At 33.9% G+C, this 24430-nt stretch carries 24 protein-coding genes; 5 read left to right on the top strand and 19 right to left on the bottom strand.

Annotated elements, in window-relative coordinates; genetic code table 11:
• Nucleotides 1–39: 39 nt before the first annotated feature.
• The 3 genes from BM296_RS06755 to BM296_RS06745 are packed head-to-tail and all read right to left on the bottom strand — an operon-like array spanning nt 40 to nt 3497.
• Complete coding sequence (locus BM296_RS06755; RefSeq protein ID WP_027064932.1) at nt 40–555, bottom strand: gamma carbonic anhydrase family protein; 516 nt, start codon at nt 553–555, stop codon at nt 40–42.
• Between the two features lie 9 nt (nt 556–564).
• A complete protein-coding gene (locus BM296_RS06750; RefSeq protein ID WP_091902343.1) occupies nt 565–1296 on the bottom strand; it encodes a LytR/AlgR family response regulator transcription factor in 732 nt (243 codons plus the stop codon).
• On the bottom strand, nt 1293–3497 hold the full coding sequence (locus BM296_RS06745; RefSeq protein ID WP_091902341.1) for a histidine kinase: 2205 nt from the start codon (nt 3495–3497) through the stop codon (nt 1293–1295). Before BM296_RS06745 ends, BM296_RS06750 begins: the two co-directional genes overlap by 4 nt.
• 202 nt (nt 3498–3699) lie before the next feature.
• On the opposite strand from BM296_RS06745, the gene BM296_RS06740 reads away from it, so the two are divergent.
• Complete coding sequence (locus BM296_RS06740) at nt 3700–4875, top strand: vWA domain-containing protein (RefSeq protein ID WP_091902339.1); 1176 nt, start codon at nt 3700–3702, stop codon at nt 4873–4875.
• A gap of 40 nt (nt 4876–4915) precedes the next feature.
• Here the strand turns inward: BM296_RS06740 and BM296_RS06735 are convergent, their stop codons facing one another.
• Nucleotides 4916–5938: a PorP/SprF family type IX secretion system membrane protein gene (locus BM296_RS06735; RefSeq protein ID WP_091902337.1), complete on the bottom strand. Its 1023-nt coding sequence runs from the start codon at nt 5936–5938 to the stop codon at nt 4916–4918.
• Nucleotides 5939–6061: 123 nt separating this feature from the next.
• Here BM296_RS06735 and BM296_RS06730 point away from each other — a divergent pair, with 123 nt between their 5' ends.
• The 4 genes from BM296_RS06730 to BM296_RS06715 all read left to right on the top strand — a co-directional run bounded on the left by BM296_RS06730 (nt 6062) and on the right by BM296_RS06715 (nt 10260).
• Nucleotides 6062–6973, top strand: a complete 912-nt coding sequence (locus BM296_RS06730) for a NifU family protein (protein ID WP_091902336.1) — start codon at nt 6062–6064, stop codon at nt 6971–6973.
• A gap of 71 nt (nt 6974–7044) precedes the next feature.
• The gene (locus BM296_RS06725; protein WP_027064938.1) at nt 7045–7245 is read left to right on the top strand and encodes a dodecin family protein; all 201 of its coding nucleotides are present in this window, start codon (nt 7045–7047) and stop codon (nt 7243–7245) included.
• A gap of 67 nt (nt 7246–7312) precedes the next feature.
• Complete coding sequence (locus tag BM296_RS06720; protein WP_091902334.1) at nt 7313–9364, top strand: thioredoxin domain-containing protein; 2052 nt, start codon at nt 7313–7315, stop codon at nt 9362–9364.
• Between the two features lie 65 nt (nt 9365–9429).
• Complete coding sequence (locus BM296_RS06715) at nt 9430–10260, top strand: mechanosensitive ion channel family protein (RefSeq protein ID WP_027064940.1); 831 nt, start codon at nt 9430–9432, stop codon at nt 10258–10260.
• Between the two features lie 56 nt (nt 10261–10316).
• Here the strand turns inward: BM296_RS06715 and tsaB are convergent, their stop codons facing one another.
• The 15 genes from tsaB to BM296_RS06640 all read right to left on the bottom strand — a co-directional run bounded on the left by tsaB (nt 10317) and on the right by BM296_RS06640 (nt 24370).
• Nucleotides 10317–10994, bottom strand: a complete 678-nt coding sequence (gene tsaB / locus BM296_RS06710; RefSeq protein ID WP_091902332.1) for a tRNA (adenosine(37)-N6)-threonylcarbamoyltransferase complex dimerization subunit type 1 TsaB — start codon at nt 10992–10994, stop codon at nt 10317–10319.
• 81 nt (nt 10995–11075) lie between these two features.
• Nucleotides 11076–12416: a TolC family protein gene (locus BM296_RS06705; RefSeq protein ID WP_091902331.1), complete on the bottom strand. Its 1341-nt coding sequence runs from the start codon at nt 12414–12416 to the stop codon at nt 11076–11078.
• Between the two features lie 66 nt (nt 12417–12482).
• Complete coding sequence (locus tag BM296_RS06700) at nt 12483–13607, bottom strand: efflux RND transporter periplasmic adaptor subunit (protein ID WP_027064943.1); 1125 nt, start codon at nt 13605–13607, stop codon at nt 12483–12485.
• Nucleotides 13608–13650: 43 nt separating this feature from the next.
• A complete protein-coding gene (locus tag BM296_RS06695; protein ID WP_027064944.1) occupies nt 13651–14907 on the bottom strand; it encodes an ABC transporter permease in 1257 nt (418 codons plus the stop codon).
• 1 nt (nt 14908) lies between these two features.
• Nucleotides 14909–16138, bottom strand: coding sequence for an ABC transporter permease (locus tag BM296_RS06690; protein ID WP_027064945.1), 1230 nt, complete (start codon nt 16136–16138; stop codon nt 14909–14911).
• Complete coding sequence (locus tag BM296_RS06685) at nt 16131–16832, bottom strand: ABC transporter ATP-binding protein (RefSeq protein WP_027064946.1); 702 nt, start codon at nt 16830–16832, stop codon at nt 16131–16133. The genes BM296_RS06690 and BM296_RS06685 overlap by 8 nt, the downstream gene beginning before the upstream one ends.
• 91 nt (nt 16833–16923) lie before the next feature.
• Nucleotides 16924–18042, bottom strand: coding sequence for an efflux RND transporter periplasmic adaptor subunit (locus BM296_RS06680; RefSeq protein ID WP_091902329.1), 1119 nt, complete (start codon nt 18040–18042; stop codon nt 16924–16926).
• 30 nt (nt 18043–18072) lie between these two features.
• On the bottom strand, nt 18073–19329 hold the full coding sequence (locus tag BM296_RS06675) for an ABC transporter permease (RefSeq protein WP_091902327.1): 1257 nt from the start codon (nt 19327–19329) through the stop codon (nt 18073–18075).
• 26 nt (nt 19330–19355) lie between these two features.
• On the bottom strand, nt 19356–20603 hold the full coding sequence (locus tag BM296_RS06670; RefSeq protein ID WP_091902325.1) for an ABC transporter permease: 1248 nt from the start codon (nt 20601–20603) through the stop codon (nt 19356–19358).
• A 117-nt stretch (nt 20604–20720) separates the two neighbouring features.
• A complete protein-coding gene (locus BM296_RS06665; RefSeq protein ID WP_091902323.1) occupies nt 20721–20939 on the bottom strand; it encodes a CAMCR motif-containing small membrane protein in 219 nt (72 codons plus the stop codon).
• Complete coding sequence (locus tag BM296_RS06660) at nt 20929–21462, bottom strand: DUF420 domain-containing protein (RefSeq protein WP_027064951.1); 534 nt, start codon at nt 21460–21462, stop codon at nt 20929–20931. The genes BM296_RS06665 and BM296_RS06660 overlap by 11 nt, the downstream gene beginning before the upstream one ends.
• A 10-nt stretch (nt 21463–21472) precedes the next feature.
• Nucleotides 21473–22204, bottom strand: a complete 732-nt coding sequence (locus tag BM296_RS06655; protein ID WP_091902321.1) for an SCO family protein — start codon at nt 22202–22204, stop codon at nt 21473–21475.
• Complete coding sequence (locus BM296_RS06650) at nt 22204–22833, bottom strand: thioredoxin domain-containing protein (RefSeq protein ID WP_091902320.1); 630 nt, start codon at nt 22831–22833, stop codon at nt 22204–22206. The genes BM296_RS06655 and BM296_RS06650 overlap by 1 nt, the downstream gene beginning before the upstream one ends.
• 125 nt (nt 22834–22958) lie before the next feature.
• A complete protein-coding gene (locus tag BM296_RS06645) occupies nt 22959–23342 on the bottom strand; it encodes a cytochrome C oxidase subunit IV family protein (protein WP_027064954.1) in 384 nt (127 codons plus the stop codon).
• Between the two features lie 53 nt (nt 23343–23395).
• Nucleotides 23396–24370 carry a cytochrome c oxidase subunit 3 gene (locus BM296_RS06640; RefSeq protein ID WP_091902318.1) on the bottom strand — a complete coding sequence of 325 codons (975 nt, stop codon included), beginning with the start codon at nt 24368–24370 and terminating at the stop codon, nt 23396–23398.
• Between the last annotated feature and the right edge of the window lie 60 nt (nt 24371–24430).

Raw genomic sequence — 24430 nt, 5'->3', positions numbered from 1 at the left:
ATTTTAGCTAGATTGCCATAAGTAATTGACTATTTGAATTTATTCTGAATCTTTAAACCAGCCAGAATACATGGTATACGCTTCGGCAATTCTGTTGATTTCACCAGAACTTAACTCAGGACTAATATCTTTTATTTTCTTAGCGGGCATACCGGCAAATATACTTCCAGATGGCACATGTGTTCCTTTTGTCAATACCGCACCAGCTGCAATAATGCTGTTACTTTCTACAATACAATCATCCATTATAATACTACCCATACCAACCAGCACATTATCATGAATAGTACACCCGTGCACAAGCGCATTATGTCCAATAGAAACATTATTCCCTATCGTTGTTGGTGATTTTAAGTACGTACAGTGAATTACAGCTCCATCTTGCACGTTAACTTTATCTCCCATTTTAATATAATGAACATCTCCACGTAATACAGCATTAAACCACACACTGCATTGTTTTCCCATGCTTACTTCACCAACAATTGTAGCATTTTCAGCAATAAAACAATCTTCCCCAATAATGGGCTCTTTACCTCTAACAGCTTTTATCATTTATAGTCATTAATTAAAATATGATAGGAAATCTTTCTTTTTTGATGCTGAAACCATTACTTCTTTTCCGTTGGACATTACAACGCTCCCTCCTTTTCCTTTTCTGTATTTTACAACTTCATTTACATTTACCAGAAAAGATTTGTGTACCCGTGCAAAAGGATATTCGGTTAAAGCATCTTCAAAATACTTTAACGTTTTACTCACCAAAATCTTCTTATTCAATAAATAGATTTCAGTATAATTATCATCTGCCTTACAATAAAGAATTTCACTTATATTCAATATTTGAAATCCGTCTTGCTGTGGTAATGTCAGCTTACCTTCTACTCCGTTTGCTTTCGTACTAAGCACCTCACCTTCTAAACTAGCTTCTTTTTCACGTACCCCTTCTACATAGTCCACTGCATTTATTAGCTCATCTATATTTATTGGCTTTGTTAAGTAATAAGCCGCATGGTTATTTAGAGCATCTTTAGCGTAGTGATCATATGCTGTTACAAATACAGTTTCAAAAGTTCTATCTGGTAATTGATCAAGTAAATCAAAAGCATTTCCAAAAGGCATTTCAACATCAAGAAACACAAGGTCCAATTCATTATTCTCTATAAGCGCCAAAGCTTCTTTAATAGATGCCGCTTCACCTAATAAATTGACATTAGGGCAATATTTAGATATATAATTTCTTAAAATCTCTCTACTATTAGCTTCATCTTCTACTAAAATTGCTCTTAAACTCATTTTTCTCTTTTTAATATGAAAAGCACTTTTGTGCCGATACCATCAGCTTGCAAATCTGAAATTTTAATATCTACTTTATCTGTATACATATCATTTAAAATAGCGACACGTTTTTTAATAATACCCATTCCTTTAGATTTCTGCTTCCTTTGATTTTGAGTTTTTATTTCTGCCGATTTCTTTCTCCCTATTCCATTATCTGTAATACTAATAATTATAGAATCTACACTGTTCTCTTTTACCGTCACCAACAATTCTCCCTTTTCATCTCTATACCTTAGTCCGTGCCAAATAGCATTTTCAATATAAGGTTGCAATAGCATTGGTGGTATTTGAAATTTAGAAACCTGTACATTTTCATCAACATCTATGCGATAATCGAATTTATCTTCAAATCTTGAATGTTCTAGTTTTATATATAGCTCTAGCTGTTGCAATTCTTTTTCTAACGGAATAAAATCTTCTTCTGAATTCTCGAGCACCGAACGCATTAAGGTTGAAAAATCACTTAAGTATCTATTAGCACTTCGTTCATCGCTTTTAGAAATAAAATTATTTACAGAATTTAGAGCATTGAAAATAAAATGCGGATTCATTTGTGACCTCAACGATTTTAGCGCCAATAAGTTATTAGCTAATTTCTGTTGTTGATTACTACGATAAAAGAAAAATGCCGCCAATAAAGTAAGTAACAGTCCAAATATTAAAGAGTAAATGACCAACTGCTGTCTTTTGTTGCTTTCTTGCACTAATTCTTGCTCAGTTAAAGCTAAGTCGTACTTACTCTGCGATAGTTCTCTCTCCTTCTCTAAACCTGTAAGTCTATTTTGTGCATTTGCAATTTCCCTATTAAAACGAGTTGCCCTAGAAATCTCCTGTTCTTTACGTACATATAGGGAATCTACTAATGCTACATAGTTCTGATACGTATCTAGTGCTTTAGTAAAATCTCCCTTTACCTTATATACTTCAGATAATTTTCTTGTAGCATCTTTTTGTACTACTAAATCATCATCTGAACCTGCTTCAACAATACTTTTTTCTAAAAAAGGAATGGCTTCGTTATACTTATCTTGAGAAATATATGCGTTTGCGATTTTATAATTTATACGTTGTGATGTTATGGTATCCCCAAGCTCTAATTTTTTTACGCCCGTATTAGGTGACTTCAATTTCTTCAGCTCTTCAAGACTACTTTTACGCATCGTAATCTCTTCATTGAACCTACTTTTTGTATTATAAAAATCCGCAACTTTTTCTTTTTCCTGTAATGCTCGTTTAGGTGCTGATTGAGTAGCTAGGTCAAGTGAGTTATCATAATAGGCTTCTGCTTCCATTGGTTGATTACCTAAAGAATACGTATCCGCAATTTTCGAATTAAGATCAATCATTTTTGGAGTCAACTGATTCTTATCTGCAATTAACAAACCTCTATTATACAATTCTATAGCAACAAGATCTTTACCTTCCCCTTTATTGGCATCTCCCAATAATTCATAAAGTAATGCACTTTGGTATGGTGGCATAGATTTGATTTCCAATAACGGATTCAATAAGTATATAGTCTCACTATACCTTGAGGTTAGATTATACGCCCTGGCCAATAGTAAAGAAGTAGCAATGGTCTTATTATTTTCTAAAGCATCCTCATAATTATCAATCGCTAAATCTAGCTGCTTATGGTATTGGTATATCTCCCCTAATTTAGAGAGAGAACGTGCCAGTTCTTTTTTCCTTCCTCTTTTACCTAAAATAGATATGGACTGAGCTACTAAATCAATACTTCTTTCAATATCATCTGCTTTATATTCTTCTGCCGAATCGAGCAATTGTTGATGTTTAATAGATATATCTGGCAATGATTTAGACCTGCTACTTATAGCAGATGATTCAAAATCTTCAACTAGAATTAAAACATCATCATTTTTCTCTACATCATACCTTAACGTCTCAATGTCATCATGTTCTATAATAAGTTGATCTCCAATTCTAGTTTTAATTTCAAATTCCCCAAGCCCGTTGGTTATTACGAAATTCCCCATATCATTAGATATAGATACACCAGATATAGGTCTCCCGCTATTTCTAACCTCTACTCTGCCCTTTAAATTAAACTTTAGGGCATCATTTTGCGATTGGGATTTTACGGTTAACGTACCCAGAAGCAAAAAAAACAATATGTAGTTTAAATAAGTTTTCATCAGTTATGATTACTGTAAACTTAGCTGATTATAATGGTACAAAAAAATACAGAATAACCGAAAATTGCACTTTTAATTGGGAATTTCATTGCTTCACAAACTCTCCGTATTACTTTACTAAGTGAAAAGACCTCTTCACTCATTTTAGTTATTTCTAGAAATTCTTTGCATTTAGTTTAGCATTGAATTTAAAACGAAAAGTATGAAAACTATTAAACAATTTGGATCATTAGGCTTAGCGATGCTAACCTTATCTACAATATCTGCATGCAATATAAGTGATAAAAAAAAGCCTATTGAACTAATTGCACACGCTACGGAAACAACAGTACCGATTAAGGAAAATATTGTTCAAATAGCGCTGTTGTTAGACACTAGTAATAGTATGGACGGGCTACTTAACCAAGCAAAAACTCAATTATGGGAAATTGTAAACGAATTTAGTTTAGCCAAGTGTGGAAATGATACAAGACCAAAATTACAAATTGCGTTATACCAATATGGTAATGACTATCTTTCTGCCGGTGAGGGTTATATTCAGCAAGTGTTAGGTTTCAGCAGTGATTTAGATGAGATTTCCGAAAAATTATTCTCTTTGACAACCAATGGTGGTGAAGAATATTGTGGAAAGGTTCTACAGACTTCTCTACATCAATTACCGTGGAACAAAGATCCAGACTTACTTCGAATGATTTTTATTGCCGGTAATGAACCTTTTGACCAAGGCAGATACAATTATAGAACAGCGCTTGCAAATGCCAATGAAAAAGATGTGGTTGTTAATACTATTTTCTGCGGAAATTATGAATTAGGAATTAGTTCAGATTGGAAAAATGGCGCAGCACTAACAGGTGGTGAGTATATGGCTATTGATCATAACAAAGAGGTTGTGCATATTACCACACCCTATGACGATATTATTATAAAACTAAATTCAAAATTGAATAAAACCTACATATCATATGGATCTATGGGTAAAGCGAAATATATGGCTCAAGCGACACAAGATGAGAATGCATTAGAAATGCAAGAGGCTGTTGCAGTTAAAAGAGCAGTAAGTAAAAGTTCTAGGCTTTACAATAACAAAAAATGGGATTTAGTTGATGCCTATGAAGATGAAGAATTCGAAATAAGTTCTATACAAAATGAAGAACTGCCAGCAGAGTTACAAGGCAAAAGTGAAAAGGAAATAAAGACCTTTGTAGATACAAAGAAAATTGAAAGAGAGCAGATTCAAAAAGAGATACGAGAATACAATACAAAGAGATTAGCCTATATTTCTAAAAACAAAACCAATGATAAATCTGGCGAATTAGAAAATGCTATGATTAAAGCGATAAAAAAGCAAGCTGCTTCTAAAAATTATAGTTGGGAATAATAATCATGAACAAGGTCTGTTCAATTTCGAACAGGCCTTATTAATTTGCCGCTGGGCAATAACAATCATATTTACGTTCTTTTTGTCCAAAATCATACCCAAGGGTAATTTGATGAAAACCACCATTATCAAAACGAATATCTCCCATCTGATAAGAGTAATTATAAGACACCATAAAATTATTAATATTAGCACCTACAATAGGTGTTACTAATTGCAAACGTTGTTCTCCAAAAGATGCATTGTCTTGAAATTGGGCTCCATCAAAACTTCTTCTGTAAGATAATCCACCCCAAATACGACCAAAATCAACATCTTTATACACTTTCGCATTGATGTCCAAACTTTTCTCTTTGGTAAATTCTGTTAATTGAAAAAGTACAGAAGGCTCAAATTGCCATTCACTCCTTCCAAAAACATAACCTGCGGAAACCAAAAATCTTCTAATATTATCTATAACCAACTCATCTGGATTATCTTGTCTATCTCTATAATATAAGTTTCTCTTACTACCTGTTAACGCATTAGTAACAGCAAAATGAGTATAAAACTCTTGATAATTATAAGATACACCTATATCGACATTAGTATAAGATGAACTTAATTTAATACCGGAAACTGCAGGGTCAGGTGTTACAGACCTAAATTCAGTTTCATCTAAACTACTTTGTAGTATTGTTCCACTTAAACCAAATGACAGCTGATTCAATTGTCTAATATCATCGCCTCCCATTCTTAAATGATGGGCATAAGTAAGCTTTAATCCGGTTTGTGAATGGTAACCATTTGCATCATTAAAAAGAATTGCACCAATACCACTTGGAGAATCACCTAATCTAAAATGAGCATTAATAGTTTGCAAACTTGGGGCATCATCAACACCAAACCATTGCTTTCTAGCCGTAGCCCTAACTTTTCCTCCTTCGCCAATACCGGCCATAGATGGAAAAACTAAATAGTAGTTATCTGACAAATAATCAAAATAAACAGGAATACCCTCTTGCGCATTAGATTTTAAACCAATCATAAGCACTGTAAACAATAGAAGTATATGGTATTTCATCTTGGGACTTTAAAACTAAGGTTTAGTTTCACTAATATAAAGTGTATAACGAGTTAACCTCAACATTATTATGTAGGTGCAAACTAAGATTTCCTTTGTATTTTTACACAAAATTTTTGAGAAATGAAAGAGTATTCAATTACGGTCGTTAAGACCAATAACCCCAATATATTAAAGTTCGAAACTAATCATCTATTAGTTCAACGTAAGAATTACGAATTCAAGAATATTGATGAAGCCCATAACTCTCCTTTAGCACAGCAATTATTCTATTTGCCATTTATTAAAACAGTATACATTTCTGGTGATTTTATTGGTTTAGAACGTTACGATATCGTTCAATGGGAAGATGTAAAAGACGAGGTTGCACAACAATTGGTAGAATATCTAAATTCTGGAGAAACCATTGTTATTGAACAAGATATGGATAAACCAATTCCAGTAACAGTATATGCCGAGGTTACACCTAACCCTTCTACAATGAAATTTGTTGCCAGTAAAAAAATTGTTGGATCTGCGTTCGAGTTTAAGAATATTGATGAAGCAAGAGATTCTAAATTAGCTATGGAGTTGTTTCAGTTTCCATTTGTAAAGCAAGTGTTTATAGATGAAAATTATGTTTCAGTATCTAAATATGAAGTAGCAGAGTGGGATGATATTAATATTGAAATACGTGAAGTAATCAGAAACTTCATTGCTGCCGGTAAAGAGATTGTTGCAGATAACGCAAAATCTATTGGTGCCGAAGCACAAGTATCTGAAACCGTTACCGCAGAAAGTACTGTTGAGCTTGACGAAACTTCACAAGAAATTGTTGATATATTAGAAGAATATGTAAAACCAGCGGTTGCAAGTGATGGTGGTAACATTATGTTTAAATCATATGATGCCGAAAGCAAAACTGTAAATGTAATTTTACAAGGTGCATGTAGCGGTTGTCCATCTTCCACATTTACCTTAAAGAATGGTATAGAAACCATGCTTAAAAATATGATGGGAGACAAAGTAAATGAGGTTGTTGCTATTAACGGCTAATTAAAAATTGAAATGAATTAAACATTGCCTTCAATTTTTGTAACTTGTAGTAAATCTAAAAATCATTAATTATGGCAGTTTTAAAAGTAATCGAAATATTAGCAAATTCTGATAATGGATGGGAAGACGCAGCTAAAAAAGCAGTTTCAGAAGCATCTAAATCAGTAAAAAATATTAAATCGGTTTACATCAACGAGCAAAGTGCTACCGTTGAAGATGGAAAAATCAAAAATTACAGAGTAAATGTTAAAATCACTTTTGAAGTGAAATAACAATTATTCACAAATATTAAAAGCGCCTTTGGGCGCTTTTTTTTGTCCTAATACTAATAACTATTCTATGTCAACCCCACATAAACATACCAACAGTTTAATTAAAGAAAGTAGTCCGTATTTATTACAACATGCTCACAACCCAGTTAATTGGGAAGCTTGGAACACAGAAGCACTTCAACAAGCCAAAGAGGAGCAAAAGCTAATATTAATTAGTATAGGATATGCTGCCTGCCATTGGTGCCATGTTATGGAACACGAATGTTTTGAAGATGAGGAAGTTGCAGAGACTATGAATTCTCATTTCATAAATATTAAGGTAGATAGAGAAGAGAGACCAGATATTGACCATATCTACATGGACGCTTTGCAAATGATGACTGGTAGTGGAGGATGGCCATTAAATATATTAGCTCTACCTGACGGTAGGCCTTTTTGGGGTGCCACATTTGTAAAAAAACAAGAATGGATACAGGTATTAAATCAACTTCAGCAGCTTTATATAGAAGACCCAAACAAAATTATTGGCTACGCCGAGAATATGGCCAATGGGCTTAAAGAAATAAACGCAATTACTTTTGATGATAGTCATGATTTAATCATAACATCGGAAATAGATGAATTGGTGAAAGACTGGTCTAACTATTTTGATACTTTTTTAGGAGGCTACAAGCGAGCTCCTAAGTTTATGATGCCAACAAACCTTAATTTCTTATTACACTATTCGCATTCAAAACAAGATGAAGGTGTTGCAGAATATGTGAATACAACTTTAAAACGAATGGCATGGGGAGGTATATTTGATCATGTCGGTGGGGGTTTTTCAAGGTATTCCGTAGATACAAAGTGGCATGTTCCCCACTTTGAAAAAATGTTATATGACAACGGATTGCTTATAAGTCTGTATTCCAAAGCATTTGCCGATACTAAAAATGAACTTTATAAAGGTGTTGTAGAAAAAAGTATTGATTTCTTAAAAGAGGAACTTTTAGATAAAAGTAACGGGTTCTATTCTTCTTTAGATGCAGACAGTCTTAACGAGCATAATAAATTAGTAGAAGGGGCTTTTTATGTTTGGAAAGAAAATGAACTTAAAGAATTATTAAAAGAAGATTACCCTGTCTTTAGTGAATACTTCAGCATAAATTCTTATGGGTATTGGGAAGAAGAAAACTATGTTCTTATTAGAGATTCAGAAGCTTTAGACATTGCAATGAACCACTCTATTACTAAAATAGAATTACAGCAAACTATAGCTAATTGTCTAAGTTTATTGAAGAGTGAAAGAGAGAAAAGAAATAAACCTAGATTAGATGATAAGATTTTAACCTCTTGGAACGGATTAGCATTAAAGGGACTTACAGATGCCTACAAATATTTAGAAAATGAAACTTATTTAGAATTAGCGTTAAAAAACGCACACTTCATTATCAAAAATATGATGACCGAAGATGGTGGTCTTTACAGAAATTTTAAAAATGGAAAAAGTACTATAAACGGATTCTTAGAAGATTACTCCTCTACCATTGATGCTTTTTTAGGGCTCTATGAAATATCTTTCGATGAACAATGGCTTGAGCAGAGTTTACAATTGACTAAGTATGCTATTGATAATTTTTCTGATGATACAACGGGACTCTTCTATTTCACGTCAAATAAGGAAGACGATCTTATTAGAAGAACTTTAGAGGTAGCCGATAATGTAATTCCTTCTTCCAATTCAATGATGGCTCACAATCTTCATAAACTTTCTAAATATTTCCCCGAAGATAATCTTGATATTAGGTTGGACAAAATGATGAAAACAATGAAACCTTCAGTCATTGAAAATCCTCAAAATCATGCTAATTGGCTTCACCTTGCGTTACTTATGAATCAAAAATTCTTTGAAGTGGTCTCTATCGGTGAAAATTATGAACCCATATGCAAAACCCTTATGAAGAACTATCTTCCAAACGTTATATTTGCTGCTTCAAATGCTAAAACCAGCAACCTACCTCTTTTAATGAATAGGTATGTAATGAACAAGACACTAATTTACGTTTGTAATCACGGTAGCTGTCAAATGCCCGTGGAAGAACCAAGCAAAGTATTAAACCTTGTTGAAACAGTGATTTAATCATTGTTTAAAATCCTATTATTATCAAGTAAGTAGTTAGAGGTTAAGCCGAAAGAAAAAATTATATGTTAGATAAAATAACAAATCTGCAAGAACATGCAGATAATGCAATTGCCTGGTTATGGGCTGTTTTACCCAGTGTGTTATGGGCAATATTTCTTTTAATTGCCGGAACGTATTTAATACGATTCATCAATAAAATGATTCGCAAGTTTTTTGCTAAAAAAGACTATGATTTAGCACTAGAGACATTTTTACAAAGCTTTATTAGTATTGCTTTAAAAATTATATTATTTGTATTGGTTATTACCCAATTGGGAGTTCAAACAACTTCTTTAGTCGCTATACTTGCATCTGCAGGTTTAGCTATAGGTTTAGCACTACAAGGTTCATTGGCTAATTTTGCCGGTGGTGTACTTATCCTTTTATTTAAGCCTTTTAAAATAGGGGATTTTATATCTGCACAGGGTGTAGATGGAACGGTAAGGGAAATATCTATTTTCACTACTAAAGTAAGCACCTTTGGAAATCAAATAGCTATTATACCAAATGGTCAACTATCCAATAACACTATAACTAATTATAACGCATTAGATACAAGAAGAGATAAAATTGATGTTGGTATAGGTTACGGTTCTAACATAAAACAAGCCAAAGAAATATTATTAGCTATTTGCGCTGAACGCGAAACAATTTTAAAGGCTCCTGAACCAGAAGTATATGTAGGTGAATTAGGAGATAGTTCAGTAAATCTAACCCTTCGTTTTTGGGCGAACAATCCCGATTTTTGGGCTGCACATTTCTATGTGATGGAAGAAATTAAGTACAGATTTGATGCTGCAGGAATTGAAATACCATTCCCACAACGAGTAATTACACAAATGAAAGTCAATTAAATCATCTTACTGAATTAAAAAAGCCCTTGATTACTCAAGGGCTTTTTTAATATTTATTATTTAGATTTCTTAGTTTGAAGCACAAAGTCTTTCAAATAATAAGGCTCAAAATAAGCTACATCTTCAAAATCATTTAGTTGATACTTATTTGAAGAAATGAAAGCCATTTCTTTTGCAGAAGGTACAATCTCGCAATGATATGTTATTGTATCATCCGGAAAAAGCTCTTTTATCTTCTCCGCTCCACTTCCTAAAAAATGAACGTGCTTAGCATTTATATATTCTTGAAAAGAGCTCTCTTCTATTATCTCTGCCTTTGTTTCTCTAATCTCACTTAATTCAGCATCGAACACTGCAGAATACACCTCCATACGTCTAGCATCCAACACCGGAATCAAAACTTCATTTTCTTTAATCTGAATTTGAGATGCCATGCTTTTTAATGTAGCAACAGAAATCAATGGAATGCCTAAAGCGTAACATAAGCCCTTAGCCGCTGAAACTCCAATTCTTAACCCAGTATAAGAACCCGGACCTTTACTAACCGCTACGGCTTCTAAATCTTGCATTTGAACAGATGCCTCCTGCATTACTTCTTCTATAAAAATATGAAGTTTTTCTGCATGCGAATAGTTCGCTGAATTTAATTCCCTAATCGCAAGAATTTCTCCGTCCTTAGCGACGCAAACCGAACAATTTGTAGATGATGTTTCTAAATTCAATATTAAGCCCATAGTGCAAAGGTATTACTTACTACAAAATGAAAAAGCCTGTAACGATAAAATGTTACAGGCTTTTATATTTCTATATTTAATCTATTCTAATGAAATAGGAATCCCAAAATAAAATTCCAATATTTTTAGTCTAAAGATATAATCATACTTAGCACGAATTAAATCTGCTTCAGCATTATCTACAAGTGATTGTGATTGGCTGAATTCAAATGCATTCATTAATCCTACATCGTAACGTTCTTTTGAATACTGATAAGCAAGCGTTCTGGCTTCCAATGTTTTTTCCGCGGCCTGAAATGCCTTGAAAAAATTGGTCACATTCACATAGGCTTGGTTAACATCCGTCTCTAACTGCAACTTTGTTCTTTCATACTCGATCTGCGCTATGTCAATACTAATTTGCGACCGTTTTATATTATTTCTAACACTCCATCCGTTAAAAATCGGAATACTCATTTGTGCCCCGTAAGATATACCATCATTGATATATAATTGATCTTTAAATGGAATTGCTTCTCCTGTAAATGGATCATTGTTTTGATCAGAATATCGAGTATTATAATTAATAAACGCACCTACAGATGGGTACTTGGCACCTTTTGCAATTTCTAAGTCCTTTTGAGCCAATTCTACCCCTGTCAAGGCAAATTGTATATCATTTCTAAAAGTCAACGCTTTATCAAAAATAACCTTGGCAGAATTATTCAATATATCCGATGGAGGAATATCGAACTCTTCTTCTGCGATATCAAAATTTTCATAGTCCGTTATACTCAGTAATTGTGCTAAACTAATTTTTGAAATCAAGATTAAATTCTGGGCATTTATCATTTGCTGTTCTTGAGTTGCAGCTGTAGCTTCTATCTGTAATAAATCTCCGCTAGGTAAAACACCAGAATCTACCAAGTCTTGAGTACGCTTTAAATCTTGTTCTGTAATAGCTAATTGCGCTTTAAAAACTTTTAAAGATTCTTTATTTGCTAATACGTTTAAGTATGCATTTGCTACACTTAACTTAATATCATCTTTACTATCATCTAATCTATACTGACTACTAATTGCAGTTAATTTAGCCCTTTCAATTCTATTATAATTTTGAAGACCATCAAAAAGAGTAACAGATGACGTCATACTTCCTGATGCAGAAAAAATAGTTGCCGAAACCAAATTGTTGGTGGTAGGATCCAATGCAAGTCCCGTATTTGCAGATGCACTTAATGAACTATTTAAACTTGGCAACAATGCTCCTATTGCATCAGATTTATCTAATGCAGCATTTTCTAAATCCAACTCAAACTGCTTAACGGTAAGGTTGTTCTCTACAGCATAATATACACACTCTTCTAGTGTCCATTTCTTTTGTTGTGCCATACCTACTACAACAGAAAATATCAGTAGTAATCCTGTGATTTTTACTTTCATTTTATTCTTTTTTAAACCAACCCAACTAAAGGTTGATCGATTCGTTTTTTGATTTGATTGATTTTCTTAATCTTCGTTTGGACCGTTATCTTCACTTTTGGCCTCTAACTTGTTCCATATTTTTATTTTGGAATTCTCATCAATTCCTGAAACAATTTCAACATCTATACCATCACTTACACCAAGAACAAGCTCTCTCTTTTCAAACTCGTTTTCACCAGTTTCTACTTCAACGTAAGGTTTATTGGTTTCTTTATCAAACTGCAATAAGGCTTCTTTAATTGAAAGCACATCTTTCTTTTCTTCTAATACAATAGATGCATTCGCACTATAACCAGCTCTAATATTAGTACTATCAGAAACTACCATATCACCTTCAATTTTGAATTGTACAGCGCCTTCTTCTTCAACACCTTTAGGAGCAATGAATTTTAATTTAGCATTGAATTTTTCATCTTGTAAAGCACCCATGCTAATTTCCAAAGGCATCCCTACTTTTAATTTACCAACTTCAGCCTCATCAACTTCGCCTTCAAAAATCATTTTAGACATATCAGCAATAAAGGCGATTGTAGTACCATCGTTAAAGTTGTTACTTTCAATAACCTGATCACCGACTTCTACAGGAATTTCTAACAACGTACCAGTCACCGTAGCCCTAATATTTGTATTGGCACTAGAAGAACCACCAGCAGAACCTACTCTAATAATTTGATAGTCTGCTTGAGCATTTTGCAATTCTTGCGTTGCCTGGTCAAATCTTAGTTGCAAGGCATTGAAATCTTGACTGGATATTACACCCTTATCAAAAAGTGTTTTGTTACGGTCATATTCAATTTTAGTATTGCTTAAAGAGATTTTAGCATTGTTAACCCTACCTCTAGCCTGATTTAGAGATTGCTCATTAGGTACTACTTTAATAGTTGCTATTAAATCCCCAGCTTTTACTTGAACACCCTCTTCTAAATATACTTTTTGGATGATACCTGAAATTTGAGGTTTAATTTCAATTTCGTCTTGCGGAATTACCTTTCCGGTAACAACTACCTTATTGGTAATATCTCTTTTTACAACTGTTTCAGTTTCATATGTTTTTAAAGGAGTGCTATTCTTCTTTAAAAAATAGACTACTGCAGCCAGTATTCCTAAAACTGCTATTCCTATTAATACGTACTTTACATACTTGTTCATGCTCAACTATTTGATTGTTATTTATTCTTTGTTGTTTGGTCTGTTACTCTTCTCTTAATGCGTCAATTGGTTTTATTCTAATAGCCCTATTTGCCGGTATTAATCCTATTAATACACTAAGACCTACCATTAGAATAAAAGACACTAAAAATTGTGGTATGCTTATCATTAAATTATAAAATGGCATATCGCTATTATCACCTATTAAGTTATTTGCTATTGCCAAAAACCCTACTGCGATTGCAAAACCGACAAAACCGGCAAACACAGTAATTACTATAGATTCTAAAACTATTTGTCTTTTTACCACTTTTGGAGTTGCCCCCAAGGCACGTCTTATGCCTATTTCTTTTGTACGTTCTTTTACTGTAATCAATAGAATATTACTAATGGCAATTACACCTGCCAATAACGTAAGTATGCCTACAAAAAATGAAACACCTTGCAGTACTCCCGTAAAAGCTTTGACATTATTAAACACTTCAGACATATCGAAACTACCAATAGCGCGTTCGTCTATTGGGTTGATATCGTACTTATTCTTCAATAAGCGTTTTATTTGACTTTCAACGACTGGCACTTTTGCATCTGATTTTACCGAAATTGCCATCCACCCCATTCTATCACCTGACCCAAATGCTTTTTGAAATGTTGAAAAAGGAATATAGACGGAATTTTCACCATCAATGTTAATGTTTTGATTAGGCTTATAAATACCAACAATATTAAAGAATACACCGTTTATACGAACATCTTCACCTATTGCCTTTTCCCCTTTTTCAAATAGTAGCTTATACGTCTCTTCCCCAATAACACAAACCTTCTTAGACTCGGTCATATCATTTTCATTAAGAAACCGACCTTCTACCAGTTTCTTTTTCATGATTTCATCTATATTGGGATAATCTCCATATACCGCAGAACCACTAGTTAAACCATTTCTATAAACAGTAACCACGCCCCTATGACTACCAAGTTCTATTCTTGGCGCTAGCACTTCAATTTCAGGTATCTGTTCTTTAAGTATAGTTGCGTCTTCTAATTTAAATTGAATTCTACGCCCTCTTTCAAAGCCCTTATATGGTTCTGATGTGCTTTGGCTCCACACAAATAAACTATTAGAAGCTGTACCCGCAAATATCTTTTGAAAACCATTACTCATTCCGTTTGCACCACCTAATAGCAATACTAAAATTATCATAGCAATGATAACCCCTAACATTGTTAAAAACGTTCGAAACAAGTTCTTACCCAATGTGGCAAAAATCTCAGACCATAAATCCCTATCTAATATCCACATATTATTTATCGCTTAATGCTACAATTGGTTTCACTCTTGCCGCTTTCATTGCAGGAATTAATCCTGCCAATACACCAGCCACTATTAATATAATTGTAGCCGTTACCACAATTGACATACTTACCGAAGGATTTGCAAATGCACCAGTTTTAATATTAGGTCCAACAATTGCCAGTAATCCCGTTGCAATGCCCAACCCTATAAATCCGGATAAAGCCGTAATAAAAACCGATTCAAACAAAACCAATTTAATAATGGACCATGGCTCAGCACCCAAAGCTTTACGAACTCCTATTTCTTTAGTACGCTCTTTAATGATAAACACCATAATATTACCGATACCGACAATACCAGATAGTAATATTAAAAGTCCCACTATAATTACTGCGATATCTAAACCACCTGTAAAGTTGCTGATATCTTCAAAAACCTCTGCGTAGTTAAAGATTCTAATTCCTGATTGATCCTTAGGAGCAATTTTAAAACGCCTTCTAAAAACATTTTCTAATCTATCTGAAAAAGCAAGTGCTTCTGTTAAGTCATAATTAGGATTATAGGTCAATGCAATTTGATCAATATGATTTGTTTGACCGTACATCTTTTGATACGTACTTGTTGGCGCATAGATATTGCGCTCCGCGTTATCATCCCCATCATCTGTAAAAACACCAATGACCCTAAAAGGCAATCCATTGAATTCAACGAATTTGCCAATGGCGTCCTCATTCTTAAACAAATCCTCTTCTACTTTTCTACCTATAACGGCAACTTTAGAGGCATTTAAAAGATCGTTGGTATTAATGAAACGCCCTTTATTTACAATAGTCTTTTCAATTGCCTGGTGATCAGGATATACAGCTTGAATGTTATAACTACCTGTTTCGCTCTTATAACGTGCAGATGTATTTTGGTATACCCTAGGACTTATATATTCTACATCATTTGGAAAACTTCTTTTGATGTATTCAATATCATCATTCGTCATTTGAATTCTCCGTCCAGCTTCAAATCCACCATAGGCTAATGATGTAGTTCCAGTTCTTACGAAAATAGAGTTCGTAGCATCATCGCTAAATTGTAGTGTAAAACCATTCTGCATTCCTTTTACAGATGCCAACAGCAATACTAAAATAAATATACCCCAACCTACCGAAAACCCGGTAAGAAAAGTTCTAAGCTTATTATTGCTTATACTGTGATATATTTCTTGCCAAATGTCTCTATCAAACATATTGTTCGGCTCTTACTTGTTCTATTTTCTTATCCTCTATAATTACCCCATCCTTTAAATGAACAATACGCTTACACATATCGGCAATATCAGGTTCGTGAGTAACTATCAAAATAGTATTACCAGCATCATTGATTTTCTGAATCAAGTCCATAACCTCATAAGAAGTTTTACTGTCTAAAGCACCTGTTGGTTCATCTGCCAATAAAACTTTAGGCTCTGCCGCCAATGCTCTTGCTATTGCGACACGTTGTTTTTGACCACCAGAAAGCTCGCTAGGTAAATGACCTGCCCATTCTTTAAGACCTACTTGTTCTAAATATTTAAGTGCTTTTTCTTGACGTTCCTTTCTTGGTACTTTTTGGTAGTACAGCGGTAATGCAACATTTTCGGCTGCACTTTTATAATTGATAAGGTTGAATGATTGAAAAACAAAACCTAAGAACTTATTTCTATATCGCGCGGCTTTTGTTTCATTTAAATCCTTAATAGGCACATTATCTAAAATATACTCTCCAGAATCAGAACTATCCAACATTCCTAAAATATTTAGTAAGGTAGATTTACCAGAACCAGAAGAGCCCATAATAGCTACTAATTCGCCCTCCTCAACATTAAAATTTATTCCTTTAAGAACGTGAAGTGAATTCTTGCCCATTTTATAGGACTTGTGAAGATCTTTGATTTGAATCATGTTGGTTGTTGTTTTGAACAATTTTTACACTGCCTATTCATTAGACTACCTAGTGTATTATTTGTTACATCAATTGATTTATTTTTTTACTTTATTCATTCTCAGCAAGCTCATCGGGCTTTACCTCATTCCATACCTTTATTCTATCCCCCTCTGTTACTCCAGATTTTATCTGTACATGAATACCGTCACTTATCCCCAACTCAATATCCCTTCTTTCAAATTCTTGATCACCAGTTGCAATTTCTACGAATGGTTTTTTAGTTTTATCATCGAATTGCACCAAAGCTTCTTTCACAGCTAAAACGCTATCTGCACGAGCTAAAATTATAGATGCATTTGCACTTAAACCTGCTCTAATGAATACGGAGTCTTGTTTCTTAAGCGTCCCTTTTATTTCAAACTGTATAGCTCCATTTTCTTCATTTCCTTTAGGCGCTATATAATCTAATACAGCATCGAACACTTTATCTTCAATGGCACCAACGGTAATTTCTAGCGGAAGATTTTCTTTGATTTTTCCAACTTCAGATTCATCAACCTTACCTTCAAAAATCATTTTATCAACATCGGCTATAGCTGCAATGGTTGTGCCTTCATTAAAATTGTTACTTTCTATGACCTGATTACCTACTTCAACAGGGACTTCTAAGACCATACCACTAACAGTAGCTCTAATTTGTGTATTTGCAGCATTACCAAAACCAGAGGTAGTACCCGTTTTTACAATATCATATCTTTTATTGGCGGCTGCATAAGATTGCTTAGACTGGTCATAGCTTAATTGTGCACGCTCTAAATCTACTTTAGAAATTACCCCTTTGGTAAACAATCCTTTTTGACGATCTAAATTACGTAATTGATCATCTAGGTTTATTTTAGCTTCATTAATATTATTCCTGGCATCATTTAAAGAGCTTAGATTTGGAACTACTTTAATGGTACAAAGCAAATCGCCAGATTTTACATAGTCGCCGCCTTCCACAAAAATTTTCTCTATAACTCCAGATATATTTGGTTTTATAAGCACTTCTTCTAATGGTAGAATACTACCCGTAGCCATGGTTTTTTTAATAATGGTCTGCTTAGAAGGTTCTTCTGTTTGATACACCACTGGGTCTTCTGCATTTTTTGAATACAAATAAAACATAGAGCCGCCAAAGGCAAGCACTATAATAAGCAGGATAATAATTGTTGTTGACTTTTTCATTTTTTGATTGGTTATATTTTGATGATAATTTTATTCTGTTCTTAAAGCTTCAATTGGTCTTATTTTGATGGCACTCTGGGCAGGTATAAACCCCGCTAACAATCCAGAGAATATTAAAATGACCAACGCACTCACTACCACACCTAAGCTTACACTTGGGTTTATAAACATATCTACCGGACCTACGGAATCAAGTACTGCATTTACGCCGTAAATAAATGCCGCTCCAAAAATTATCCCGATCATTCCTGAAATAATGGTTAGAAAAATAGACTCCATCAATATTTGCTTTTTAATTGACCAAGGCGCTTCACCTAAAGCCCTTCGAATACCAATTTCTTTAGTCCGTTCTTTAATGACAATTAGCATAATGTTGCTCACCCCAATAATACCGGATAACAAAACGAGTACACCTACAAAATAAGCTACCCATCTTAGTGCACCGAACAAACTCTCTACACGATTAAACTGTTCATACAAATCAAAATACCCAACGGCACGTTTATCGTCTGGATGAATTTTTCTATTCTCTTTGACCACCCCAACAATTTTCTCTTTTAGCTCAGAAATAGAACTACCATCATTGGCAGTAATTGCCATCCAACCAACATCGTTACCCATATTAAAAGCCTGAGAAAAAGCTGTAAACGGAACATAGATTTCTTTTTGACCCTCTTCCCCGCCGCCACTATCTTTTTTCTGATACGTACCAACCACCATAAAATTCACACCTTGAATTTTTATATAAGTCCCTATTACTGTTTCACCCTGGTCGTACAATTCATTTTGCACACCATCTCCAATGACTGCTATTTTTCTTTTGTCTTCAATATCATTTTGATTAACAAACCTGCCAGAAGTAATGGTCATTGGTTCTTGCCTTATTATTTCAGGATAATCGCCATAAACATTAAACGCACCTGTTTTTAGACCACGTACCACATTATTACCACTCCCAAAACCACCTAGCTGATTTCTTGGGGAAATAAAACGTAGGTTAGGAACCTTATCATTGATAGCCTGTACATCTTCAAGCTTGAAACTAAAACGTCTTCCCTTAGGCAACCCCTTGTATGATATTGTTGTATTTCTTGACCACATGAACATGGTATTCGTAGCTATGTCACCAAAATCTGCACGAATTCCATTCTCCAAACCTTTACCCGCAGCAAGAAGTATAATTAGAATAAATATGCCCCAACCCACCCCAAAAGAAGTAGCCAATGTCCTAAAAACATTACTAGACAAAACTTCTAATATTTCTTTCCAACGGTCTCTATTGAACATGGCTATTTATTAATTATTCTTTAAATTTATTCGTCTTTAAGCGCTTCTATAACATGAATTTTTGCTGCTCGCCAAGCTGGGAAAAATCCTGCTATGGCTCCAGCAAAAATTAATACGAATACCGTTGTTATTGCTACATTAAAGTTTACAGAAGGATTCAACACATAATCCACTTCTACATGTGGACCTACAATTTCCAACAGCCCCATACTTAAAATAAGACCTGAAAAACCTGCAATGGCAGTTATAAAAATGGCTTCGTGCAAAATCATACCAACAATAGACCATGGCTTTGCCCCTAAAGCTTTACGAATACCTATTTCTCTTGTACGTTCTTTAACCACAATGAGCATTATATTACTTACCCCTACAATACCGGCAATTATGGTACACACACCTACAAACCAAAAGAAGAACTTAATACCACCCATTAAGGCATAAAAACGTTTAGCCTCTTCCAAAGGGTTATATACTTGTATGGCACTTGTATCATCTGGTGCAACCGTATGCACTTTCTGCAAGTACGACTTTAGGTCATTTTTAAATTTAATGGATTGCGCAACTGCAGTTTCAAAATCTTCTACAGGAGGTAATGTGTAGGAAAGATTATTTAAATGATCTGCACCGTTAAAAACTTGTTGTGCGGTAGTAACAGGAATATAGATACGATCTTCTTCACGTTCTCCTCCTATATCGCCATATATACCAACAATTTTAAAAGGAATGCCAGATAGGTCTAAAAACTCCCCAATAGGGCTATCTAGTTCTTGAAATACTTCTCTATTTATCTTATTACTGATAATAGCCACCTTAGCCTTAGAATCTATGTCTTGTAGATTTAAGAATCTACCTTCGGTCATAAACTCATTTTCAATAAACTGAAAATCGCCAGATACTCCTTGAACATTATAAGCCAAAGATTCACTACCGTAATTAACAAAAACATCTCTTACGAATAACCGAGGGGATTTGTTTTCTATTTGGTCTTCAAATAATACATTGGCAATTTCAAAGTTTTCATTTCTGAATTGAATAGGTCTACCAGGGTTCATACCCTTAAACTCTTTAGTTGTTACTCCCGGCCAAACCCAAACACTCGTAGCTGCATCTTGTTCAAATTCTTTGGCTATACCATTTTGCATGCCTTGACCAAAACCTAATAAAATGACTAGAATGAAAATTCCTGAAGCGACTGATAGTCCAGTCAAAAACGTTCGTAACTTATTCTTGCGAATAGTATCGAATATTTCTTGCCAACGTTCTAAGTCGAACATAAGATTGATTGATTAGATTGATTGATTGATGAATGCAATACAAGTACTACACAATCATAAGACTAACCAAACGGAAGAATGTTACACTATTTGAAGAAAAAAATAATAGAAAGAGAATTAAGCCCTCATTTTTCTATAGATAAAATAGAAAAGACCAGCTACCAAAATATAAGGTACCGCCATTAAATAAACTATACCATTATTAATACCTTCTGCTGCTTTACCAGAAGATTCACTTTCTAATACAGCTCTACACATAGCGCATTGTGCATCAGCATCAAAAGGAATCAATAATATCAAAATCAATAAAATTAATAATGTTCGTTTAGTATACATAATAGGGAGATATCATTAAATAAACTACAACACCGGTTACCGCAACATAAAGCCAAACAGGAAAAGTATATTTAGCCAACGCCCTGTGATCTTCAAATTTCTTTAAATATGCCATTGCATAAGTTCTTAGCACTAAAGGAATTAATGCTATTGATAAGACAATATGAGTAATTAGAATAAAGAAGTAAACATACCGTACTACACCTTCACCACCATAACTCGTAGAATCAGAAGTCATATGATAAGCGATATACATCACTAGAAACAATAAAGACAATACTATATTGGTGGTCATTAAATTCTGATGTAGTTTTTCTTTTCCATTTTTTATAGCCCAAACCGCAACTAATAACAACACAGCTGTAAGCCCATTTATAGCAGCATAAATAGGAGGTAAAAACGACAAAGGTTCTACATTAGGTAATTTTACTCCAAAGAGAATTGCCACAACAATAGGGATGATTATAGATACCACCGCTATTAACTTATTAAATTTCCGCTCGTCCTTTACATTCCCTTGCATACCTAAACTCTTATTCTTCCAACAATTTTTTAATATCCTCTTTTAAAATACCTATCTCTTCGGTTTCCCCTTGATCATTTGCTCCTTTTTCTTCTAAAATAGCTCCACGATAATAAACGATAGGGTTTCCAAACTCATCTATTCTTGAACGTAAATAACCATCTTTATCTACTAAGGCAAACAACCCTGAGTGTTCAAATCCGCCAGGTACATCTGGCATTTCCGCTGCGAAAATATTGAAACCCGCATTTGCTAATTGATAAATAGAATCATGATCACCCGTCATTAGATTCCAATTTTCATTATTAACTTCATACTTTTCAACATACACCCTTAGAACTGCAGGTGTATCAAAATCAGGAGTAATACTAAAAGAAGCAATTGCAAAATCCTTTTCACCTATAAAATGATTTTGCACACTTACCAAATTGGTAGTCATTACAGGACAAATACTAGGACATCTTGTAAAAAAGAAATCTACCACATAGACTTTTCCTAGATAGTCTTTATCAGAAACCAACACACTATCTTGATTAATAAATTCAAATGAAGGTACTTTTCGTCGCTTACCATCTAATAAAATATAAGCTAATTTCTGACTACTGGTAGCGTTAGAATTATTTAAACGATCATTTTCAACTATAGAACCAGATGATACCGTATCTACTATTCTTGGTACTACAATAATTCCAAAAATTAGAACAATCAAAGAAACCCAAACGTATGTATATTTCTTATTCATTATTTAGCGCTATCAGGATTATTCTTTTTTAAAGCAAGTCGGTATTCTGCTAAAATAATTTTAACATCGTCTACCATTTTATTGTTCAAATCTGCAACAGAATTTGAATTAAAACCATATTTTGTTCCATCATCCTCATCATTAGACCTTCCTCTAAGAGTTAAATCTTTATCTACGATAAAAACATAGGGCGTACTATATTTAGCATCCAGCTCAATATCAGTTTTGAGGCTTTTGAAAATAGAATTTATTTGCTCATCACTTGCATAAACAAAATTCCATTTGTCATTATCAGCTAAAGTAGCTAGTTCAGTTTTGAGAGCTTCTACTTCACTTTCTTGATCTTTAGAAATTAACATTACAAATTGAAAATCCCCAAACTCGTAAAACCTTTTGTATATTTTTTGATTCAAGTTAAAGGCATTACCCTTTCTACCTTCCACATCTGAACCTAAAAAACCTAGAACGGTTATTTTACCCTTCAACTGAGCTTGATCAGAAAAATCTATTTCATGCACATCTTTTGTTAGCTGTGCTAGTTTACCAAAATTTGTAACCCCAGAAGCAAAGAATAAATATGCTACTATAGGAAGCACAAATAAGACAACAAGAACAAAGGTCTTTTTCATATATCAAGAAGACAAGTTACGGCTGCAATTTAGAAAGCAACCCAAAGAATAAGTATTAAAATACAAACTTTACAAAAATAAAAAAGACGGTTATAAAACCGTCTTTTAATTCTGTTAATTATAACTTAGAAATTCCAACTTACAAAGCCGTCCTTATATACGTTATAGATATAATCTGCTTCTACAAGAAGAATAAATACTAAATAGATAACCAAGAATATAGGTGTCCAAACTATAGCTCTTCTTAACGAAGACTTCTCATCACGTAAGTGCATAAAGTCCCAAGCAATATAATAAGCCTTAACCAAGGTTAAAATGATAAAGATCCAGTTGATCGTTTTCATCCCCAATACGTAAGTATCAGTCAAAGACTCTGGCTTTATAATACCTAACACCACTTCTACTGCAGTTATTAAGGTTAAAAAAGCTAATACTCCCCAGATTTTCTGTGTGTTAGATTTGAACTTTACAAGTCCTCTAAAAATTTCTAATTTATGTCCGTCTGCCATTTTACTTTAATCTAAAATTCTATATACCGTAATACTGTTTTTCTTAAAAAGGATTATACCAAGTAGAAGAAGGTAAATACAAATACCCAAACTAAATCTACAAAGTGCCAGTACAGTCCGATTTTCTCAACCATTTCATAATGACCTCTTCTTTCGTATGTACCAATAATAACATTAAAGAAAATTATAATATTGATAACTACACCAGAGAATACGTGGAAACCGTGAAAACCTGTAATAAAGAAAAAGAAATCTGCGAATAACCTGCTTCCGTATTCATTATGTATCAAATTAGCACCTTCTACAACTTGTGTTGCCTCTGCCAATTTAGCCAATGATGCTTTTCTATCTAATAACGTTTTCTCACCTTCCTCATTAATCAATTCCGTTCTAATCAAAATATTAGAATCAGCCTTGAAACCCTCAACTACTTCTTCTAAAGAAACAGATGGTAAAGCAGACTCTTGAAAAAACCAAAGTCCATTTTTTCTTTCGTGAATAACCCTATCTCCAGGCAATGATGCTGCAAAATCAGATAATGAAGCTCTTTCTCCTGTATCTGCTTTTACAAATTGCAATATTCTACCACCTTTAGTTTCTAATGCACCATGGTCACCTTTAATAAAAGTACCCCATTCCCAAGCTTGTGAGCCTACGAAAATAATACCACCAATGATAGTAGCGAACATATACCATGTAACAGCATTTTGCTTCATTTTATGACCAGCGTCTACTGCCAACACCATCGTTACCGATGACATAATCAATATAAAGGTCATAAAAGCAACATAGATCATGGGATAATTTCCATGAAAGAAAGGAACGTGTGTAAACACCTCGTCCGCAATTGGCCATGTTTCTATAAATTTAAATCTTGAAAAGCCGTAAGCCGCTAAAAATCCAGAGAAAGTTAACGCATCCGACACAAGGAAAAACCACATCATTAATTTACCGTAGCTTGCTCCTAAGGGTTGATTACCTCCACCCCATACGCTTGTTTCCGTTCCCGTAGTCACCGTAGAATTCATATACTAGTTATCGTTTTAATAAAACTTTAGCAAATTTACATTTTTTTGAACTATTTAAAA

Source organism: Maribacter stanieri (assembly GCF_900112245.1).
Lineage (GTDB): Bacteria > Bacteroidota > Bacteroidia > Flavobacteriales > Flavobacteriaceae > Maribacter > Maribacter stanieri.
Note: the sequence above shows the minus strand (reverse complement) of the source record. Positions and strands in the feature narration are given on the sequence as shown.

Excerpts from the sequence above, each read along its gene's own strand:
- BM296_RS06725 (WP_027064938.1), top strand. The coding sequence starts at position 7,045 with ATGGCAGTTTTAAAAGTAATCGAAATATTAGCAAATTCTGATAATGGA.
- BM296_RS06665 (WP_091902323.1), bottom strand. The coding sequence starts at position 20,939 with ATGTATACTAAACGAACATTATTAATTTTATTGATTTTGATATTATTG.
- BM296_RS06655 (WP_091902321.1), bottom strand. The coding sequence starts at position 22,204 with ATGAATAAGAAATATACATACGTTTGGGTTTCTTTGATTGTTCTAATT.
- BM296_RS06715 (WP_027064940.1), top strand. The coding sequence starts at position 9,430 with ATGTTAGATAAAATAACAAATCTGCAAGAACATGCAGATAATGCAATT.
- BM296_RS06675 (WP_091902327.1), bottom strand. The coding sequence starts at position 19,329 with ATGTTCAATAGAGACCGTTGGAAAGAAATATTAGAAGTTTTGTCTAGT.
- BM296_RS06650 (WP_091902320.1), bottom strand. The coding sequence starts at position 22,833 with ATGAAAAAGACCTTTGTTCTTGTTGTCTTATTTGTGCTTCCTATAGTA.
- BM296_RS06690 (WP_027064945.1), bottom strand. The coding sequence starts at position 16,138 with ATGTTTGATAGAGACATTTGGCAAGAAATATATCACAGTATAAGCAAT.
- BM296_RS06670 (WP_091902325.1), bottom strand. The coding sequence starts at position 20,603 with ATGTTCGACTTAGAACGTTGGCAAGAAATATTCGATACTATTCGCAAG.
- tsaB (WP_091902332.1), bottom strand. The coding sequence starts at position 10,994 with ATGGGCTTAATATTGAATTTAGAAACATCATCTACAAATTGTTCGGTT.
- BM296_RS06740 (WP_091902339.1), top strand. The coding sequence starts at position 3,700 with ATGAAAACTATTAAACAATTTGGATCATTAGGCTTAGCGATGCTAACC.
- BM296_RS06660 (WP_027064951.1), bottom strand. The coding sequence starts at position 21,462 with ATGCAAGGGAATGTAAAGGACGAGCGGAAATTTAATAAGTTAATAGCG.
- BM296_RS06685 (WP_027064946.1), bottom strand. The coding sequence starts at position 16,832 with ATGATTCAAATCAAAGATCTTCACAAGTCCTATAAAATGGGCAAGAAT.
- BM296_RS06745 (WP_091902341.1), bottom strand. The coding sequence starts at position 3,497 with ATGAAAACTTATTTAAACTACATATTGTTTTTTTTGCTTCTGGGTACG.
- BM296_RS06735 (WP_091902337.1), bottom strand. The coding sequence starts at position 5,938 with ATGAAATACCATATACTTCTATTGTTTACAGTGCTTATGATTGGTTTA.
- BM296_RS06695 (WP_027064944.1), bottom strand. The coding sequence starts at position 14,907 with ATGTGGATATTAGATAGGGATTTATGGTCTGAGATTTTTGCCACATTG.
- BM296_RS06640 (WP_091902318.1), bottom strand. The coding sequence starts at position 24,370 with ATGAATTCTACGGTGACTACGGGAACGGAAACAAGCGTATGGGGTGGA.
- BM296_RS06730 (WP_091902336.1), top strand. The coding sequence starts at position 6,062 with ATGAAAGAGTATTCAATTACGGTCGTTAAGACCAATAACCCCAATATA.
- BM296_RS06680 (WP_091902329.1), bottom strand. The coding sequence starts at position 18,042 with ATGAAAAAGTCAACAACAATTATTATCCTGCTTATTATAGTGCTTGCC.
- BM296_RS06705 (WP_091902331.1), bottom strand. The coding sequence starts at position 12,416 with ATGAAAGTAAAAATCACAGGATTACTACTGATATTTTCTGTTGTAGTA.
- BM296_RS06755 (WP_027064932.1), bottom strand. The coding sequence starts at position 555 with ATGATAAAAGCTGTTAGAGGTAAAGAGCCCATTATTGGGGAAGATTGT.
- BM296_RS06750 (WP_091902343.1), bottom strand. The coding sequence starts at position 1,296 with ATGAGTTTAAGAGCAATTTTAGTAGAAGATGAAGCTAATAGTAGAGAG.
- BM296_RS06720 (WP_091902334.1), top strand. The coding sequence starts at position 7,313 with ATGTCAACCCCACATAAACATACCAACAGTTTAATTAAAGAAAGTAGT.
- BM296_RS06700 (WP_027064943.1), bottom strand. The coding sequence starts at position 13,607 with ATGAACAAGTATGTAAAGTACGTATTAATAGGAATAGCAGTTTTAGGA.
- BM296_RS06645 (WP_027064954.1), bottom strand. The coding sequence starts at position 23,342 with ATGGCAGACGGACATAAATTAGAAATTTTTAGAGGACTTGTAAAGTTC.